The sequence below is a fragment of the Crossiella sp. S99.2 genome, assembly GCF_023094165.1.
GTDB lineage: Bacteria > Actinomycetota > Actinomycetes > Mycobacteriales > Pseudonocardiaceae > Crossiella.
In genome coordinates, this window is record NZ_JALMDK010000001.1 from 774845 (window position 1) to 791071 (window position 16227).

Sequence of the window (16227 nt, forward strand, 5' to 3'; positions counted from 1 at the left end):
TAAGTGATCTGGACCATATTCGCCGCCCTCGATCGCATCGTTTTATGTGGGTTCCCACCAGCGCGAACCAGGGTTGGCTGGAGATCATTCGCCGCGCCTGGGCCACCCGGCTCACCTACGATCTGCGCAGTGACGTCCGGATCCCCCGTCTCGCCCGCCCGGCTACGCGCCGCGATCGGTGTGGCCGCGCTCGCGGTCCCGTTCGCCGCACTCGCTCCGCTGATCGGGTCGGTTTCGCCCGCGATGCCGCCCAGCTACCCGTCCTGGCTGCTGTTGGGGCTGGTCAGCGCGCTACCGGCGGTGCTGGCGCTGATCTGGACGGTGCGTGGCGACCACGGTGGGGCGGCCGGGATCCTGCGCGCCGCCGCGATGCTCACCCCCGGTCTGCTGCTGGCCGATCTCCAGGTGCTGGCCGACCCGTGGAGCGTGACCCGGCCGGAGTTGTTCGTGCCGACCGCGCTGGTGCAGCTCTCCGCGAGCGGCGGCCTCTACCTGTTGCTGCTGAGCAGGCTGCTGCTGGCCGCGGCCGGAGTGCTCGCGGGCAGCGGCGGGGAGGTCGAGGCCAGGGAGGCCGCGCGGTCCCGGCCGGGGCTGATGTTCGGTGTGCTGGGCGTGGCCTGCGCGGTCGTGCTGCTGCAGTTCCTGCCCGCCTTCGGCTCCACCGAGCCGTTCCTGCCGGTCCGGGTGATCACTGAGACCCCGGCGCTGGCGTTCGCCGGCACACTGTTGCTGGCCGGGTCGGTGCTGTTCGCCGCCGGGTATTTCGCCAGCGCGGCCGATCCGGCGGTGGCCAGGGGTGGGCTGATCGGCCTGGTCGCCGTCCTCGCCGGTCAGACGCTGGTGCCGATGATCTCCGCGCTGGCCACGCCCGGTCTGGAGCTCGGCCTGCTGCACTGGATCGGCGCGCTGCTGACCGCGCTGCTGCTGACGGCGCTGCTGGTCTTCGCCTGGGTGGCCGGGCTACGCCGGGACCTGGTCTTCGAGATCGGACTGGCCGGGTACCAGAAGCTCCAGCTCGCCGCGGGCATCCTGGCCACCGTCTCCGGCGTGCTCGCGGTGACGGCCAGCGCGTTGCCGATCGCCCGGCTCGCCTCGGGCGTGACGCAGACCGTCGGCTCCTCCCGGATGCTCGCCCCGGCCGGGTTCATCCTGCTCGGGCTGGGGCTGCTGCTGCTCTTCCGGGACACCGCGACCAGCACCCGGCCCGCGCTCGCGGTGGCCTGGGTGGCGGTCCCGGTCACCGGCCTCGACGTGCTGGACACGGCGTTGAGCCAGGTCAACGGGACGCCGGTGGCGGTGCTGGCGGCGGTGCTGGTGATCATCGCGGTGGCCTGCGCGGCGGTCGCCGGGCTGCTCACCCTGCTGGCCGGCGGGGTGGAGCGGGAGGACACCGTGGACCTGTCCGAGATCAGCGCGGACCGGGTGGTGCTGGTCCCGGCGCTGCTCGCGGCCGTGCTGGGGCTGGCCGCCTACCTGCTGCCGGTGGTGGACAGCCCGGACTTCGCCAGCGGGCTGCTCGGCGACTTCCGCACCGAGAGCTGGGGCCTGCTGCTGGCCGCGGCCGCCGTGCTGGCCGCGGCCCTGCTCGCCCCGCGCGCCCGGCCGGCCAGGGGCACCGCGCTGCTTGCCGGGGCCGCGCTGGTGATCGCGTTGCGGGTGGCCGAACTGCCGATCCGCGGTGGCGGTTCTGCCGGTGCCGGACTTTTCGCCGGGATCTGCGCGCTGATCGTGCTGCTCGCCGGGGCGGGTGTCGCGTGGTCGCGACGCTCGTCAGCAACGCGCTCCACGGAGTAGCGTGCCGGCATGAGCGGTCGCATTCGCGTGGTGGTGGCCAAGCCCGGTCTGGACGGCCACGATCGGGGCGCCAAGGTGGTCGCGCGGGCACTGCGGGACGCCGGCATGGAGGTCATCTACACCGGCCTGCACCAGACGCCGGAACAGGTGGTGCAGACCGCCATCCAGGAGGATGCCGACGTGGTCGGCCTGTCCGTGCTCTCCGGCGCGCACCTCACCCTGTTCGCCAGGGTGATCGAACTGCTCCGGGAGAAAGGCGCGGCGGACGTGGTCGTCTTCGGCGGCGGCATCATCCCCGACGACGACCTGCCCAGGCTGCGTGAGCTGGGCGTGGCGAAGGTCTTCACCCCCGGCGCGACCACCCAGGAAATCGTGGACTGGGTCCGCGGGAACGTGCCTGCGCAGTAGTGCCGTTGCTCACGGTGACGGACTTCACCGGGTAGGGGCGCGTGTCAAGGGTCTGGTGTCGATAGGGTCTGCCAGTCCGACACCGGCGTCGCAGGAGACTTCTAGTGGACCTGTACGAGTACCAGGCGAAGGATATCTTCGCCGCCCACGGAGTGCCGGTGTTGCCCGGCAACGTGGCCAGCACCCCTGAAGAAGCCAGCGCGATCGCGGCGGACCTCGGCACGACCGTTGTGGTCAAGGCCCAGGTCAAGACCGGCGGGCGTGGCAAGGCCGGCGGCGTCAAGCTCGCCGAGAGCCCCGAGGACACCAAGGCCAAGGCGGAAGCCATCCTGGGCCTGGACATCAAGGGGCACATCGTGCACCGCGTCCTGGTCACCCCGGCCTCCGACATCGCGGAGGAGTACTACTTCTCCTTCCTGTTGGACCGGGCCAACCGCACCTTCCTGGCCATGGCCTCCGTCGAGGGCGGGATGGACATCGAGGAGGTCGCGGTCTCCAAGCCCGAGGCCCTCGCGAAGGTCCTGATCGACCCGATCAAGGGCGTGGACAAGGCCAAGGCGGACGAGATCGTCGCGCTGGCCAAGTTCCCGGCCGAGGTGGCCGACCAGGTTTCCGAGGTCATCGTGAAGCTCTGGGCGACCTTCGTCGCCGAGGACGCCACCCTGGTCGAGGTCAACCCGCTGGTCCGCGACCCCCAGGGCAAGATCATCGCCCTGGACGGCAAGGTCACCCTCGACGAGAACGCCGACTTCCGGCACCCGGCGCACGCCGAGCTGGTCGACAAGGCCGCCGAGAACGAGCTGGAGGCCAAGGCCAAGGCCAAGGGCCTCAACTACGTCAAGCTCGACGGCCAGGTCGGCATCATCGGCAACGGCGCGGGCCTGGTCATGTCCACCCTGGACGTGGTGGCCTACGCGGGCGAGCAGCACAACAACGTCAAGCCGGCCAACTTCCTGGACATCGGCGGCGGCGCGTCCGCCGAGGTCATGGCGAACGGCCTGGAGATCATCCTGGGCGACACCGACGTCAAGTCGGTCTTCGTCAACGTCTTCGGTGGCATCACCGCCTGCGACGCGGTGGCCAACGGCATCGTCGCGGCGCTGGGCATCCTCGGTGACGAGGCCACCAAGCCGCTGGTCGTCCGCCTGGACGGCAACAACGTCGAAGAGGGCCGCCGCATCCTGGCGGAGGCCAACCACCCGCTGGTGACCGTGGTGGACACGATGGACAACGCGGCCGACAAGGCCGCCGAGCTCGCTGCTGCGGGGGCATGACCGATGGCTATTTTCCTGACCGAGCACAGCAAGGTCATCGTCCAGGGCATGACCGGTGCCGAGGGCTCCAAGCACACCAAGCGGATGCTGAAGTCCGGCACCACCATTGTCGGCGGCGTGACCCCCGGCAAGGGCGGCCAGACCGTCGACTTCGACGGCACCCTGCTCCCGGTGTTCAACTCCGTCGGTGAGGCCATGGCCGCCACCGGTGCGGACGTCACCGTGGTCTTCGTGCCGCCGAAGTTCGCCAAGGGCGCCGTGGTCGAGGCCATCGACGCCGGCATCGGCCTCGCGGTGGTCATCACCGAGGGCATCCCGGTGCACGACACCGCCTACTTCTGGGCGCACGCCAACGCCACCGGCAACAAGACCCGGATCATCGGGCCGAACTGCCCCGGCGTCATCTCGCCCGGCAAGTCCAACGCGGGCATCATCCCGGCCGACATCTCCGGGCCGGGCAAGATCGGTCTGGTGTCCAAGTCGGGCACCCTGACCTACCAGATGATGTACGAGCTGCGGGACTTCGGTTTCTCCACCGCGGTCGGCATCGGTGGCGACCCGATCATCGGCACCACCCACATCGACGCCCTCCAGGCTTTCCAGGACGACCCGGAGACCGCGGCGATCGTGATGATCGGTGAGATCGGCGGCGACGCCGAGGAGCGCGCGGCGGCCTACATCGCCGAGCACATCACCAAGCCGGTGGTCGGCTACGTCGCGGGCTTCACCGCCCCCGAAGGCAAGACCATGGGCCACGCGGGCGCCATCGTCTCCGGTTCCTCGGGCACCGCCGCGGCCAAGCAGGAGGCCCTGGAGGCCGCAGGCGTCAAGGTCGGCAAGACCCCGAGTGCGACCGCCGCGCTGATGCGCGAGATCATGCAGAACCTGGGCTGAGCCCAATAGTCCTTTGTGGACGGACACGGCCGGGTGCCCAACGGGGGCGCCCGGCCGCTGTCGTTCCGGGGTCCCGGGGCATCTCACCCGATCGATATCGGCTAGCGTTTCCGGCGCAGAGCCGTCACTCGCGGTCACCTCGAACGAGGAGGACAACCGGTCATGTCCGTGCCATTCGGCGTTCCCCCGCCGCAGCCGCAGCAGCAGCCGGGGCAGCCAGCCGCCGGACCGAACTTCGGCCTGATCCTCGCGCTGGTCGCGGCCGGGCTCGGCCTGGTCATCTTCTTCTGCACCTTCTCCGATGACGTCTCCCGGCTCGGCCTGCCCTTCGGCATCGCGCTGATGCTGGCCAGCGCCGTGCTGACCGGGATGACCCTGCTGCCCAAGGCGCCGCAGTTCCTGTGGGTGGCGGCCATGCTGGCCGTGGTCGGCATGCTCGACCTGCTGGTCAACATCACCAACACGGTGAGCGTGGCCGGGTTGTACGTGGTGGTGCTGATCGCCGCGGTGCTCCAGGCCGGTGCGGTCTCCGCCGCGCTGCTGCTGGACATCGGCATGATCAAGTTCGAGCCGAAGCCCGCCGCGCCGGCCAACCCCTACGGCGGCCAGCCCGGTGGCTGGAACCCGCCCTCGGGCGCGATGCCGCAGCAGCAGCCCCCCTATGGCCAGCAGCCGCAGCAGTATGGCCAGCCGCAGCAGCAGCCCGGCCAGTTCGGGCAGCCGCAGCAGTACGGGCAGCCACAGCAGCCGCCGCCCGCCGGTGGCGGCTTCGGCTCGCCCGAGGCGACCCGGCAGTTCCAGCACCCGGGCACGCCGCCCAGTGGATTCGGCGGCCCGCAACAGAGTTGAGCCACCCGCACTGTCCATAGCGGACAGTGCGACGCCGGGGGTGATTCCGAACACTCGGAGTCACCCCCGGTGGTGTGCAGATACCTGGTTAGCTCGGCGTGCCTCGGCGAATCGCCCAGGTCGGGGTGCGATGGTGGCCGGGTGACCGTGCTCCGACCGACTACGCACGGCAGCGTCCCCGGCCCCGGCGTTGCCGCGCCGCCCGCCACCGCGGCGCAGCAGGTGCGGGCCGCGCTGGCGGTGGCCCTCGGCGTGATCGCCCTGGGCTACCTGGGATCGGCCGCGGTCATCGCGCTGGTGCTGGCCGGTGCGGACCGCGCGGTGATCTCGCTGGAGGCGGTGTCCGCGGCCGCCGGACCGCTGTGGCTGGCCGCCCACCACGTGCCGCTGACCATTCGCGGCTTCGCCCTCGGCGTGCTGCCGCTGCTGCCCACCGTGCTGGTGTTCCTGTTGTCCGCCAAGGCCGCCGGTGGCCTGGCCCGCCGGTTGCGGCTGAGTCGCCCGGCCGACGCGGTGCGGGTGATCGCCACCATGGGCGTGGCGCACCTGGTGGTCGGCGGGATGCTGGCCGCGTTCACCGATCCGCCCTTCGCCGCCGCCCCGGCCACCGGCGCGCTGGCCTGCGGGCTGATCGCCGCGCTGGCCGCGACCACCGGGGTGGCCCGCGGGTGCGGGCTGACCGCGCTGCTCCGGCGGCGGCTGGGTGAGGGCGGGTACGCCGGGTTGCGCGCGGCCCGGGTCGCGCTGATGTCCTTGTGCGCCATGGGTGCGCTGCTGGTCGCGCTGGCACTGGCGCTGTCCTTCGGCTCGGTGCGCGGCGCCTTCGCCGAGCTGGCGCCCGGGATCGGCGGGTTCGGACTGCTGCTGGTGTGCCTGCTGTACCTGCCGAACGCGGTGGTCGCCGCACTGTCCTTTGTGGCCGGTGCGGGGTTCAACCTCGGTGCGGTGGTGGTGAGTCCGCTGCGGGTGATCGGCGGACTGGAACCGCCGTTTCCGTTGCTGGCCGCGCTGCCGGAGTCCGGCACCCGGTGGTGGCTGGTGTGCCTGCTGCTGCCGATCGGCGCCGGAGTGCTGCTGGGCTGGGTGTGCCGCCGGGCGGATCCGCAGCCGCAGAACCGGGTGCTGGTGGTCGGGGTGGCCGGCGCGGTGGTGGCCGCGGCGGCCTTCGTGGCGGCGGCGCTGACCGGTGGGAACCTGGGTGTGACGAGTTTCCGGATCCAGGCCGGGCTGCTCGCGGTGGCGTTGTTCTGCTGGGTGGCCGGGCCCGCGGCGGTGGTGGCCTGGGTCGCCGGGCCGCGCGAGGAGACGGACGAGATCGAGGATGAGGACGATCCGGAGGCCGTCGAGGAGGAGGACGCCGAGGCGGCCGAGGATGCCGCTGACGGCGCGGAAACCGACGCCGAGGCCGAGGACGCTGCCGAGGTGGCTGCGGAGGCCGTCGAGGACGCTGACGAGGCGGAACCGGTGGCCGAGGACGAGCCGGATCAGGAGCCGGAGGTCGCTGAGGACGACGCGGCCGAGGTGACGCCCGAGCCCGAGCCGGTGGCCGAGGAGGTGCCGCCGCCCGCGGGTGAGGAGGAGGACTTCGTCGGCGAGGAGGAGCTGGAACAAGCCCTCCTGGAACCGCCAGAGGAACCAGGGAAACGCTAGGCCGCCCCTGGCCACAGGGCCGAACGGGGCAGCGCCTACGCTGGTCGCAGCCCCGGATCCGGCCCGCAGGAGACCACGCTGAGCACTATCGAACCGGACCTCGCCCCGGCAGTCCAACGGCTGCGGTGGAGCGCACCGGTCCGCATCGTCGCCCTCGTCTCCGGCTCCGGCACTTTGTTGCAGGCGCTGCTGGACGCCGCGGCCGCGCCGGACTACCCGGCCACCGTGGTCGCGGTCGGCGCCGACCGGGGCGGCATCGAGGGGCTGGCCCGCGCCGAGCGCGCGGGGATCCCGACCTTCACGGTCCGGTTGCGCGAGCACGCCGACCGGGCGGCCTGGAACACCGCGCTGGCCGAGGCGGTCCAGGCCTGCCAACCCGACCTGGTCGTCTCGGCCGGGTTCATGAAGATCCTCGGACCCGACTTCCTGGCCCGCTTCGGCGGCCGGGTGGTCAACACCCATCCCGCGCTGCTGCCCGCCTTCCCCGGCGCGCACGCGGTGGCCGACGCCGTGGCCTACGGGGTCAAGGTCACCGGCTGCACCGTGCACCTGGTGGACGCCGGGGTGGACACCGGCCCGATCCTGGCCCAGGGCGCGGTGGACGTCCGGCCCGGCGAGGGCCTTGACGAGCTGCATGAACGGATCAAGACGGTGGAGCGCGGCCTGCTGGTGGACACCATCGCCAGGCTGGCCGCACACGGCTGCACCGTGACCGGACGAGAGGTGAGCATTCCGTGACCGCTGCGCCTGATGCGACGGTTCGACCCACAGAGTCCCCGGTGGACGAACGACGTCCCGTGCGCCGCGCACTGGTGAGCGTCTCCGCCAAAGACGGCCTGCTCGAGCTGGCCACCGGCCTGCACGCGGCGGGCATCGAGATCGTCTCCACCGGCTCCACCGCGGCGCGGATCGCCGACGCGGGCGTGCCGGTGACCCCGGTGGAGGAGCTGACCGGCTTCCCCGAGTGCCTGGACGGGCGGGTCAAGACCCTGCACCCGAGGGTGCACGCGGGGCTGCTCGCCGATGTGCGGCGGCCCGAGCACGTCGAGCAGCTCGGCCAGCTCGGCGTGGCCCCGTTCGACCTGCTGGTGGTGAACCTGTACCCGTTCGAGTCCACGGTCGCCTCCGGCGCCGGGCCGGAGGAGTGCGTGGAGCAGATCGACATCGGCGGCCCGGCGATGGTGCGCGCCTCGGCGAAGAACCACGCCAACGTGGCCGTCGTGGTCGACCCGACCCGCTACGGCTGGCTGCTGGAGCAGATCCAGGCCGGCGGCTTCACCCTGGCCCAGCGCCAGCGGCTGGCCGCGCAGGCCTACCGGCACACCGCGAGCTACGACGTCGCGGTCGCCTCCTGGATCGGCAGCACGCTCGCGCCCGACGACGAGGGCTCCGGCTTCCCCGGCTGGGTCGGCGCGACCTGGCAGCGCGCCTCGGTGCTGCGCTACGGCGAGAACCCGCACCAGCAGGCCGCGCTGTACACCTCCAGCCACCGCGGCGGCGGGCTGGCCAACGCGGAGCAGTTGCACGGCAAGGAGATGTCGTACAACAACTACGTCGACTCCGACGCCGCCTGGCGGGCCGCGCACGACCACGAGCTGCCCTGTGTGGCCATCATCAAGCACGCCAACCCGTGCGGCATCGCGGTCTCCACGCTGCCCGACGGTGACCCTGGCGCCATCGCGGACGCGCACCGGCGGGCGCACGCCTGCGACCCGGTCAGCGCCTTCGGCGGGGTCATCGCGGTCAACCGCGAGGTCACCGTGGAGCTGGCCGAGCAGGTCGCGGAGATCTTCACCGAGGTGATCATCGCCCCCGGCTACGCCGACGGCGCGGTGGATGTGCTGGCACGCAAGAAGAACGTGCGCATCCTGGTCGCCGAACCGCCGAAGCGGGGCGGTATCGAGCTGCGCCCGGTCTCCGGCGGGCTGCTCGTCCAGCAGGCCGACGCCATCGACGCCACCGGCGACGACCCGGCGAACTGGACCCTGGCCTGCGGCACGCCCGCGGACCAGGCCACCCTGACCGATCTGGCCTTCGCCTGGCGGGCCTGCCGCGCGGTGAAGTCCAACGCCATCCTGCTCGCCGCCGACGGGGCCACCGTGGGCTGCGGCATGGGCCAGGTCAACCGGGTGGACGCGGCCCGGCTCGCGGTCTCCCGCGCGGGTGAGCGGGCCAAGGGCGCGGTCGGCGCCTCGGACGCCTTCTTCCCGTTCCCGGACGGCCTGGAAGTGCTGCTGGCCGCCGGGGTGCGGGCCGTGGTGCAGCCCGGCGGCTCGGTCCGCGACGCCGAGGTCATCGCCGCCGCGGAGGCCGCCGGGGTCACCCTGTACCTCACCGGGACCCGGCACTTCGCACACTGATCCTGGGACCGGCGGCGGTCGTGGTCAGCGCAGGGCGTCCTGCGTGACCGCGACCGCCGCGGTCTTCAGGTCGTCCAGGTTCGGCTGGCGCTTGCTGAAGGTGCCGACGTCGAAGCCGCTGTAGGTGACCTTGACGAATCCGTTCGCGTTGCGCGCGCCCACCTGGACCTCGACGGTGGTGATGCTGGTGGTGGCCGGCTTCTTCACCGCGAAGTAGGCCTCGTCGCCCACGCCGTCGAGCTTGTCCACCTGGTAATCGCCGCCGGCGTAGCGCTTGGCCAGTTCCAGCCGCTCCACCAGGTCCTCGGCCCGCCGGGTGTCGGTGCTCTCGGTGGAGTCGGCCAGTTCGACCTGCAGGAAGCGCTGGCCCTCGCCGTCCTTGCCCTTGGTCTGCCGCCAGCCGCACCAGGCGATCTGGCTGCCGTTGTCGTACTTCTTCAGCTCGGCCTTGTCCGGGTTGGTGGTCCGGGCGCGTTCCTTGGCCGGCCCGGACACCTTGTCGCACAACGCGTTCGAGCTGAGGGTGTTCGGCGATGTGCCGTAGTCCTTGTGCGCGTACTGGTACTGGATGTAGGCGAAGATCCCGCCACCGATGATCATCAGTACCAGTACGACGAGCAGGATCACCAGCGGGATGGTGCTGCGATGCCGGCGAGGCTTCGGCATCCCCCAGCCGGGTGGTGGAACCGCGGTCATCAAACCCCCAGAGCGTGACGGTCGAACATCGTTCTGCCCGACAGTGTGGCGCTCGAACGTCAGTTCGAAAAAACGGGTGACGTCACTTGACCTTCGCCCCCTCGACCCGATTAGATACTCCCATCGATCGAACACCTGTTCGATTGAGTCGAGGAAACCGGTGCCGGGGTTCCGGGGAACTCGATCAGCCGACTTCCCACGGCTTGTGACGTGCACCTGGGTGCGTGCACGTGAACGTGGGAAGGCGGTGTTGAGGTGGCAGTTGCCTCGCTGGCAGCGCTCGCTGAGGTGGTCACGGCAAATGGGGTTGCCGTGACCACCGGCGATCGCGCCTTGGGGCGGATGCTGCCGGTGCGCGCGGAGCTGGCTGCCATTCTCCCAGGGGGTGGCCTGCGCCGCGGCAGCACCGTAGCGGTGCGCGGGTCGACAGCACTCCTGCTGGGATTGCTGTCGACGGCCACCGCCGCCGGTTCCTGGGCCGCCGTGGTTGGGCTGCCGGGGCTAGGGCTCGTCGCCGCCGCGGAAGCGGGGGTGGCGGTACAACGCCTGGCCCTGGTACCACGGCCGCGCCGGGAATCGGCGGCGGTGACCGCCGCCCTGCTCGACGGCCTGGACCTGGTCGTCCTGGCCAACCCGGCCGCGCTCGCTCCCGCCCAGGCCCGCAAGCTGGAAGTCCGGGCCCGCCACCGCGGCTCGGTGCTGCTCGCCTTCGGCACCTGGCCGGGCGCCGACCTCCAACTGTCCTGTGTGGACATCCGCTGGCACGGCCTGGCGAACGGCCACGGCCAGTTCACCCGCAGCGAGCTGCTGATCGAGGTCAGCGGCAGACGCGCCGCCACCCGCCCCCGCCGCGACTGGCTGAGCTTGGAGGGACCGGGCACGCCAGCACCGGATGAGTTCGGCGAGGTGGGCGTCGCGCCAGCGGGTGTCGCGGTGGTGGACGCCGCGGCGGGGAGAGTTCCCGCGGTGGTTGCTGCGGCAGGGAGGGCTGGGGCAAGAGATGCCGCGGCGGCGGATGTTGCGGCGATGGGTGCTGCGACCGTGGGTGTCGCGGCGGACGCGGCGCTGGCGGGCTGATGATGGCGGCCGAACCGGGGGCGGGGCAGTCCGGCCGGGGTGGCGGCAGCACGGTGGGAGCCGCGCTGTCCGGGCCCGCGTTCTCCGAGCCTGCGTTGTCCGAGTCCGTGCTGGCAGAGCCCGCGGTGTCTGAACCCGCGTTCTCCGGGCCCGCGTTGCCCGAGTCCGTGCCGTTGGCGCCGGAGCCGTTTGACCGGCGGGGTGGCTGCGGGCTGGAGGCCGAGTCGCCGGGATCTGCGCCGTCGGAGCCGGGCCGCCCTCCCCGCCCTACCGGCGGCGGTACCGGGCTGGCGCGTTATGCCGGGCTCGCGCACCGGGTCCCGGAAGCCGCGCTGCCCGCGATCCCCGCCGGCTACCGACCGCTGCGCCTGCTCGTGCTCTGGTGCCCGGACTGGCCGGTGACCGCCGCCATCGCCGCTGCCGGGCTCGACCCGCGCACCCCCTGCGCCGTGCTCGCGGGCGGCAAGGTGCTCGCCTGCTCGGTCACCGCGCGGGTGGAGGGCATCCGGCGTGGGTTGCGGCGGCGGGAGGCCGAGGGGCGCTGTCCGGAGTTGGTGGTGTTCGAGGACGACCAGACCCGGGACGCACGACTGTTCGAGCCGGTGGCGTTGGGGATCGAGGAACTCGCGCCGGGGATCGAGATCGTGCGGCCGGGGTTGGTCGCGTTGCCCGCTCAGGGGCCGGTGGGGTACTTCGGGGCGGCGGGGGCCGCGGAGCGGTTGGTGGACCAGGTGGGGGCGCTGGCGGGGGTGGAGTGCCAGGTCGGGGTGGCTGATGGGTTGTTCGCGGCGACGCTGGCCGCGCATCGGGGGGTGTTGGTGCCGGCGGGTGGGAGCCCGGAGTTCTTGGCGCCATTGGGGATTGGGGAGTTGGACCAGCCCGCGGAGCGCCTGAGCGGCCGCGGGGAGCTGGTGGATTTGTTGCGGCGGCTGGGGTTGCGGTCGCTGGGGGAGTTCGGGGCGTTGCCGGAGCGGGAGGTGGCCTCGCGGTTCGGGGCGGGGGCGGTGCGGGCGCATCGGCTGGCGCGTGGGCTGGAGGAACGGCCCGCGGACCGGCGGTTGCCGCCCGCGGAACTGGCCGTGGCCCAGGTGCTGGATCCGCCGGTGGAGCGGGTGGACGCGGCGGCGTTCGCGGCGCGGGCGCTGGCCGAGCAACTGCACACGCTGCTGACCGCGCGCGGGCTGGCCTGCACCCGGCTGGGCATCCAGGCCCGGACCGAGCACGGGGAGGAGCTGAGCCGGGTGTGGCGCTGTGCGGAACCGTTGACCGCCAACGGGATCGCCGACCGGGTGCGCTGGCAGCTGGACGGCTGGCTGCGGGCCGGCGGGCCCACCGCCGGGATCAGCCTGCTGCGGGTGGAGCCGGAGGAAGTGGTCGACGCCGGGGTGCTCCAGCTCGACCTGTGGAAGGGCGAGGGCGCCGCGCAACTGGCCGAACGCGCGGGCCGGGCCTTCGTCCGGGTGCAGGGGATGCTGGGGCCGGACGCGGTGTGCACCGGGGTGCTCGGCGGTGGGCGCGGTCCTGGGGAGCGTGTCCGGCTGGTGCCCTGGGGGGATGAGCCGCGGGCCCGGCACGATCCGGAACCGCCGTGGCCGGGACAGTTGCCCGCGCCCTCGCCGACGCTGGTGCCGGAGGAGCCGGTGGCCGCGATCGTGCGGGATCGGCTCGGCAACCTGATCGGGGTCAGCGCGCGGCAGCGGATCAGCGGCGTGCCGTATGAGGTGACTGTCGAAAGTGGACGGTCGCGGCTGGTGACCGCCTGGGCCGGGCCGTGGACGGTGGAGGAGCGCTGGTGGCTGCCGCCGGAGCAGGGCGCGAACCGGGTGGCCCGGTTGCAGGTGCTGCTGGCCGACGGGCAGGCGCTGTTACTGGCCTGCGTCAACGGGTCCTGGCAGGTGGAAGGGGTGTACGACTAGTGGGCTGGAACAACCCGCCGGTGAGCTGGCAGGAGTTCGAGCGGGCGCTGTCCGGCAAGCCTCGGGACGAGGAACATCCCGGCGACGGCGGGGATAGCCCGGCTTGGACCCGCCGCCGCGCCGCCTACGAACCGGATCTGCCGCCCAGCCAGCTGCCGCCGCGGGTGCCCTACGCCGAACTGCACTGCCACTCCAACTTCAGCTTCCTGGACGGCGCCAGCCATCCGGAGGAACTGGCGGCCGAGGCGGCGCGACTGGGGCTGACCGCGCTGGCCATCACCGACCACGACGGCATGTACGGCGTGGTGCGCTTCGCTGAGGCGGCCAGGGCACACGGGCTGGGCACGCTGTTCGGGGCCGAGCTGAGCCTGGGCCTGACCATGCCGCAGAACGGGATCCCGGATCCGGAGGGCAGTCATCTCCTGGTGCTGGCGCGGAACGCGCACGGCTACCGCTCGCTGTGCCGGGCGATCACCACGGCGCACATGGCGGGGCAGGAGAAGGGCAAGCCGGTCTATGAGCTGGAAGACGTGGCCGCGCAGGCGAATGAGGACTGGCTGGTGCTGACCGGCTGCCGGAAAGGCATGGTGCGCCAGGCGTTGGCCACCGGTGGCGTTGACGCGGCCGGGCGGGAACTGGACCGGCTGGTGGCCTTGTTCGGGCGGGAGCACGTGGTGGTCGAGCTGACCGATCACGGGCTGCCCGGCGACACCATCCGCAACGACCGGCTGGCCGGACTGGCCGAGCGGGCCGGGCTGCGGGTGGTGGCCACCAACGCGGTGCACTACGCCGCGCCGCACCGGCACCGGCTGGCCACCGTGCTGGCCGCGGTGCGGGCCCGGCGCAGCCTGGACGAGATGGACGGCTGGCTGCCTGCCGCGGGGGCCGCGCACCTGCGCTCCGGCGCGGAGATGGCCGAGCGGTTCCGGCGCTATCCCACCGCGGTGCCCACCGCCGCCGAACTGGGCATCCGGTTGCGCTTCGACCTCAACAGCGTCAAACCGCGGCTGCCGCCCTACCCGGTGGGGCCGGGCCACGACGAGGACAGCTACCTCCGCGAACAGGTCTACCTGGGGCTGCGCAAGCGGGTCGCCGAGGGGGCGGAGTTCGCCGCGCAGCGGCGGCAGGTCGAGCATGAGCTGGCGGTGATCAAAGACCTCGGGTTCGCCGGGTACTTCCTGGTGGTGTGGGATCTGGTGCGGTTCTGCGTCAAGGCGGACATCCTGTGCCAGGGACGGGGATCGGCGGCCAACTCGGCGGTCTGCTTCGCCTTGGGCATCACGCACGCCGACCCGGTGAAGTACCAGCTGCTGTTCGAGCGTTTCCTCGCCCCGGCGCGGGACGGGCCGCCGGACATCGACCTGGATATCGAGTCCGACCGGCGGGAGGAGGTGATCCAGTACGCGTACGAACGCTACGGTCGCAGCCACGCGGCGCAGGTGGCCAACGTGATCACCTATCGCGGCCGGTCCGCGGTGCGGGACACCGCGAAGGCACTGGGTTTCTCCACCGGCCAGCAGGACGCCTGGAGCAAGCAGATCGAGCGCTGGGGGCCGATGGAGTCCACTGTGGACGATACCGAGATCCCGTTGCCGGTGCTGGAGCTGGCCGCCGAACTCGAAGGCGCGCCACGGCATCTGGGCATCCACTCCGGCGGCATGGTGATCTCCGACGACCCGATCGGCGAGACCTGCCCGGTGGAGTGGGCCCGGATGGAGAACCGCAGCGTGCTGCAGTGGGACAAAGACGACTGCGCGGCCATGGGCCTGGTCAAGTTCGACCTGCTCGGCCTGGGCATGCTCTCCGCCCTGCACTACATGATCGACCTGGTCGAGCAGCACCACGACCGGAAGGTCACCCTGCACCAGCTCGGTCAGGACCTGGCCGATCCCGCGGTGTACGAGATGCTGTGCCGGGCCGACGCGATCGGTGTGTTCCAGGTGGAGAGCCGGGCCCAGCTGGCCACCCTGCCCCGGATGCGGCCGGAGAAGTTCTACGACCTGGTGGTGGAGGTCGCGCTGATCCGGCCCGGCCCGATCCAGGGCGGTTCGGTGCACCCCTACATCCGCCGCCGCAACGGCAAGGAGAAGGTCACCTTCGAGCACCCGCTGCTCGAACCGGTGCTGGCGAAAACCCTTGGCGTGCCGCTGTTCCAGGAGCAGCTCATGCAGATCGCGGTGGAGGTGGCCGGGTTCTCCGCGGCCGAGGCGGACGAACTGCGCCGGGCCATGGGATCCAAGCGTTCCGGCGAGCGGATGGCCCGGCTCAAGGACCGGTTCTTCACCGGCATGGGGCACAAGGGGATCACCGGCGAGCGCGCCCAGCGCATCTACGACAAACTGCTGGCCTTCGCCAACTTCGGCTTCCCCGAGAGCCACGCGCTCAGCTTCGCGCTGCTGGTCTACGCCAGCAGCTGGTTCAAGCTGTACTACCCGGCCGCGTTCTGCGCCGCGCTGCTGCGCGCCCAGCCGATGGGCTTCTACTCCCCGCAGTCCCTGGTCGCCGACGCCCGGCGGCACGGGGTCACCGTGCTCGGCCCGGACATCAACGCCAGCCTGCCGCAGGCCGGCCTGGAACCCGGCGAGCCGGACAAACCCGTGGTACGACTGGGGTTGGCCGCGGTGCGCACGGTCGGTCTGCCGCTGGCCGAGCGGATCGTGGCCGAACGCGCCAGGGCGCCGTTCGTGGACATGGTCGACCTGGCCCGCCGCTGCCGGCTGACCCTGCCGCAACTGGAGGCGCTGGCCACCTCGGGCGCGTTCAGCGGCTTCGGGCTGAGTCGCCGGGCCGCGCTGTGGGCCGCGGGCGCGGTGGCCAGGGAGGGGCCGGAGAAACTACCGGGCACCACGGTCGGCCACGCCGCGCCGCCGTTGCCGGGCATGGACAAACTGGAACAGGCCATCGCGGATGTGTGGGCCACCGGGATCTCCCCGGACAGCTACCCGATCCAGTTCCTGCGCGGGAAACTGACCGAGCGGGGTGTGCTCAGCGCCGCCGAACTGTCCACTGTGGACAATGGGCGGCGGGTCGCGGTGGGCGGCGCGGTGACCCACCGGCAGCGCCCGGCCACCGCGGGCGGGGTCACCTTCCTCAACCTGGAGGACGAGACCGGCATGGTCAACGTGGTGTGCGTGCAGGGCGTGTGGGCCCGCTACCGGCGGATCGCGCGGCTGTCCTCGGCGCTGGTGGTGCGCGGGGTGGTGGAGCGGGTCGGCGCGGTGATCAGTCTGCGCGCGGAGCACCTGTCCGTGCTGGACCTGCGGATCCCGGTGCGCTCACGCGATTTCCAGTGAGCGCACCGGGTTGCCG

The 16227-nt window shown here is 72.2% G+C and carries 12 protein-coding genes; 11 read left to right on the plus strand and 1 reads right to left on the minus strand.

Annotation, left to right across the window (positions count from 1 at the left end; all coding sequences use genetic code 11):
• Positions 1-129: 129 nt before the first annotated feature.
• The 8 genes from MZC64_RS03845 (at position 130) to purH (ending at position 9229) form a co-directional block, all read left to right on the plus strand.
• Positions 130-1794, plus strand: a complete 1665-nt coding sequence (locus MZC64_RS03845; RefSeq protein WP_247755658.1) for a hypothetical protein — start codon at positions 130-132, stop codon at positions 1792-1794.
• A 9-nt stretch (positions 1795-1803) separates the two neighbouring features.
• Positions 1804-2202 carry a cobalamin B12-binding domain-containing protein gene (locus MZC64_RS03850; protein ID WP_247755659.1) on the plus strand — a complete coding sequence of 133 codons (399 nt, stop codon included), beginning with the start codon at positions 1804-1806 and terminating at the stop codon, positions 2200-2202.
• 104 nt (positions 2203-2306) lie between these two features.
• Entirely contained in the window at positions 2307-3476 is a 1170-nt protein-coding gene (gene sucC / locus MZC64_RS03855) for an ADP-forming succinate--CoA ligase subunit beta (protein WP_247755660.1), read from the plus strand.
• A 3-nt stretch (positions 3477-3479) separates the two neighbouring features.
• Positions 3480-4370 carry a succinate--CoA ligase subunit alpha gene (gene sucD / locus MZC64_RS03860; RefSeq protein WP_185000240.1) on the plus strand — a complete coding sequence of 297 codons (891 nt, stop codon included), beginning with the start codon at positions 3480-3482 and terminating at the stop codon, positions 4368-4370.
• 162 nt (positions 4371-4532) lie between these two features.
• A complete protein-coding gene (locus MZC64_RS03865; RefSeq protein ID WP_247755661.1) occupies positions 4533-5219 on the plus strand; it encodes a DUF5336 domain-containing protein in 687 nt (228 codons plus the stop codon).
• A 141-nt stretch (positions 5220-5360) separates the two neighbouring features.
• The gene (locus MZC64_RS03870) at positions 5361-6869 is read left to right on the plus strand and encodes a DUF6350 family protein (RefSeq protein ID WP_247755662.1); all 1509 of its coding nucleotides are present in this window, start codon (positions 5361-5363) and stop codon (positions 6867-6869) included.
• Between the two features lie 120 nt (positions 6870-6989).
• Positions 6990-7607: a phosphoribosylglycinamide formyltransferase gene (purN, locus tag MZC64_RS03875; protein WP_247756247.1), complete on the plus strand. Its 618-nt coding sequence runs from the start codon at positions 6990-6992 to the stop codon at positions 7605-7607.
• A gap of 41 nt (positions 7608-7648) precedes the next feature.
• Positions 7649-9229 (plus strand): bifunctional phosphoribosylaminoimidazolecarboxamide formyltransferase/IMP cyclohydrolase, encoded by a 1581-nt coding sequence (gene purH, locus MZC64_RS03880; protein WP_247755663.1) that lies wholly within the window; start codon positions 7649-7651, stop codon positions 9227-9229.
• 24 nt (positions 9230-9253) lie between these two features.
• Here the strand turns inward: purH and MZC64_RS03885 are convergent, their stop codons facing one another.
• Entirely contained in the window at positions 9254-9895 is a 642-nt protein-coding gene (locus MZC64_RS03885) for a hypothetical protein (RefSeq protein ID WP_247755664.1), read from the minus strand.
• A gap of 342 nt (positions 9896-10237) precedes the next feature.
• Here MZC64_RS03885 and MZC64_RS03890 point away from each other — a divergent pair, with 342 nt between their 5' ends.
• The 3 genes from MZC64_RS03890 to MZC64_RS03900 are packed head-to-tail and all read left to right on the plus strand — an operon-like array spanning position 10238 to position 16211.
• Positions 10238-11002 carry a hypothetical protein gene (locus MZC64_RS03890; protein ID WP_247755665.1) on the plus strand — a complete coding sequence of 255 codons (765 nt, stop codon included), beginning with the start codon at positions 10238-10240 and terminating at the stop codon, positions 11000-11002.
• Positions 11002-12918, plus strand: coding sequence for a DNA polymerase Y family protein (locus MZC64_RS03895; protein ID WP_247755666.1), 1917 nt, complete (start codon positions 11002-11004; stop codon positions 12916-12918). The genes MZC64_RS03890 and MZC64_RS03895 overlap by 1 nt, the downstream gene beginning before the upstream one ends.
• Entirely contained in the window at positions 12918-16211 is a 3294-nt protein-coding gene (locus MZC64_RS03900; RefSeq protein WP_247755667.1) for an error-prone DNA polymerase, read from the plus strand. Before MZC64_RS03895 ends, MZC64_RS03900 begins: the two co-directional genes overlap by 1 nt.
• Positions 16212-16227: the final 16 nt, after the last annotated feature.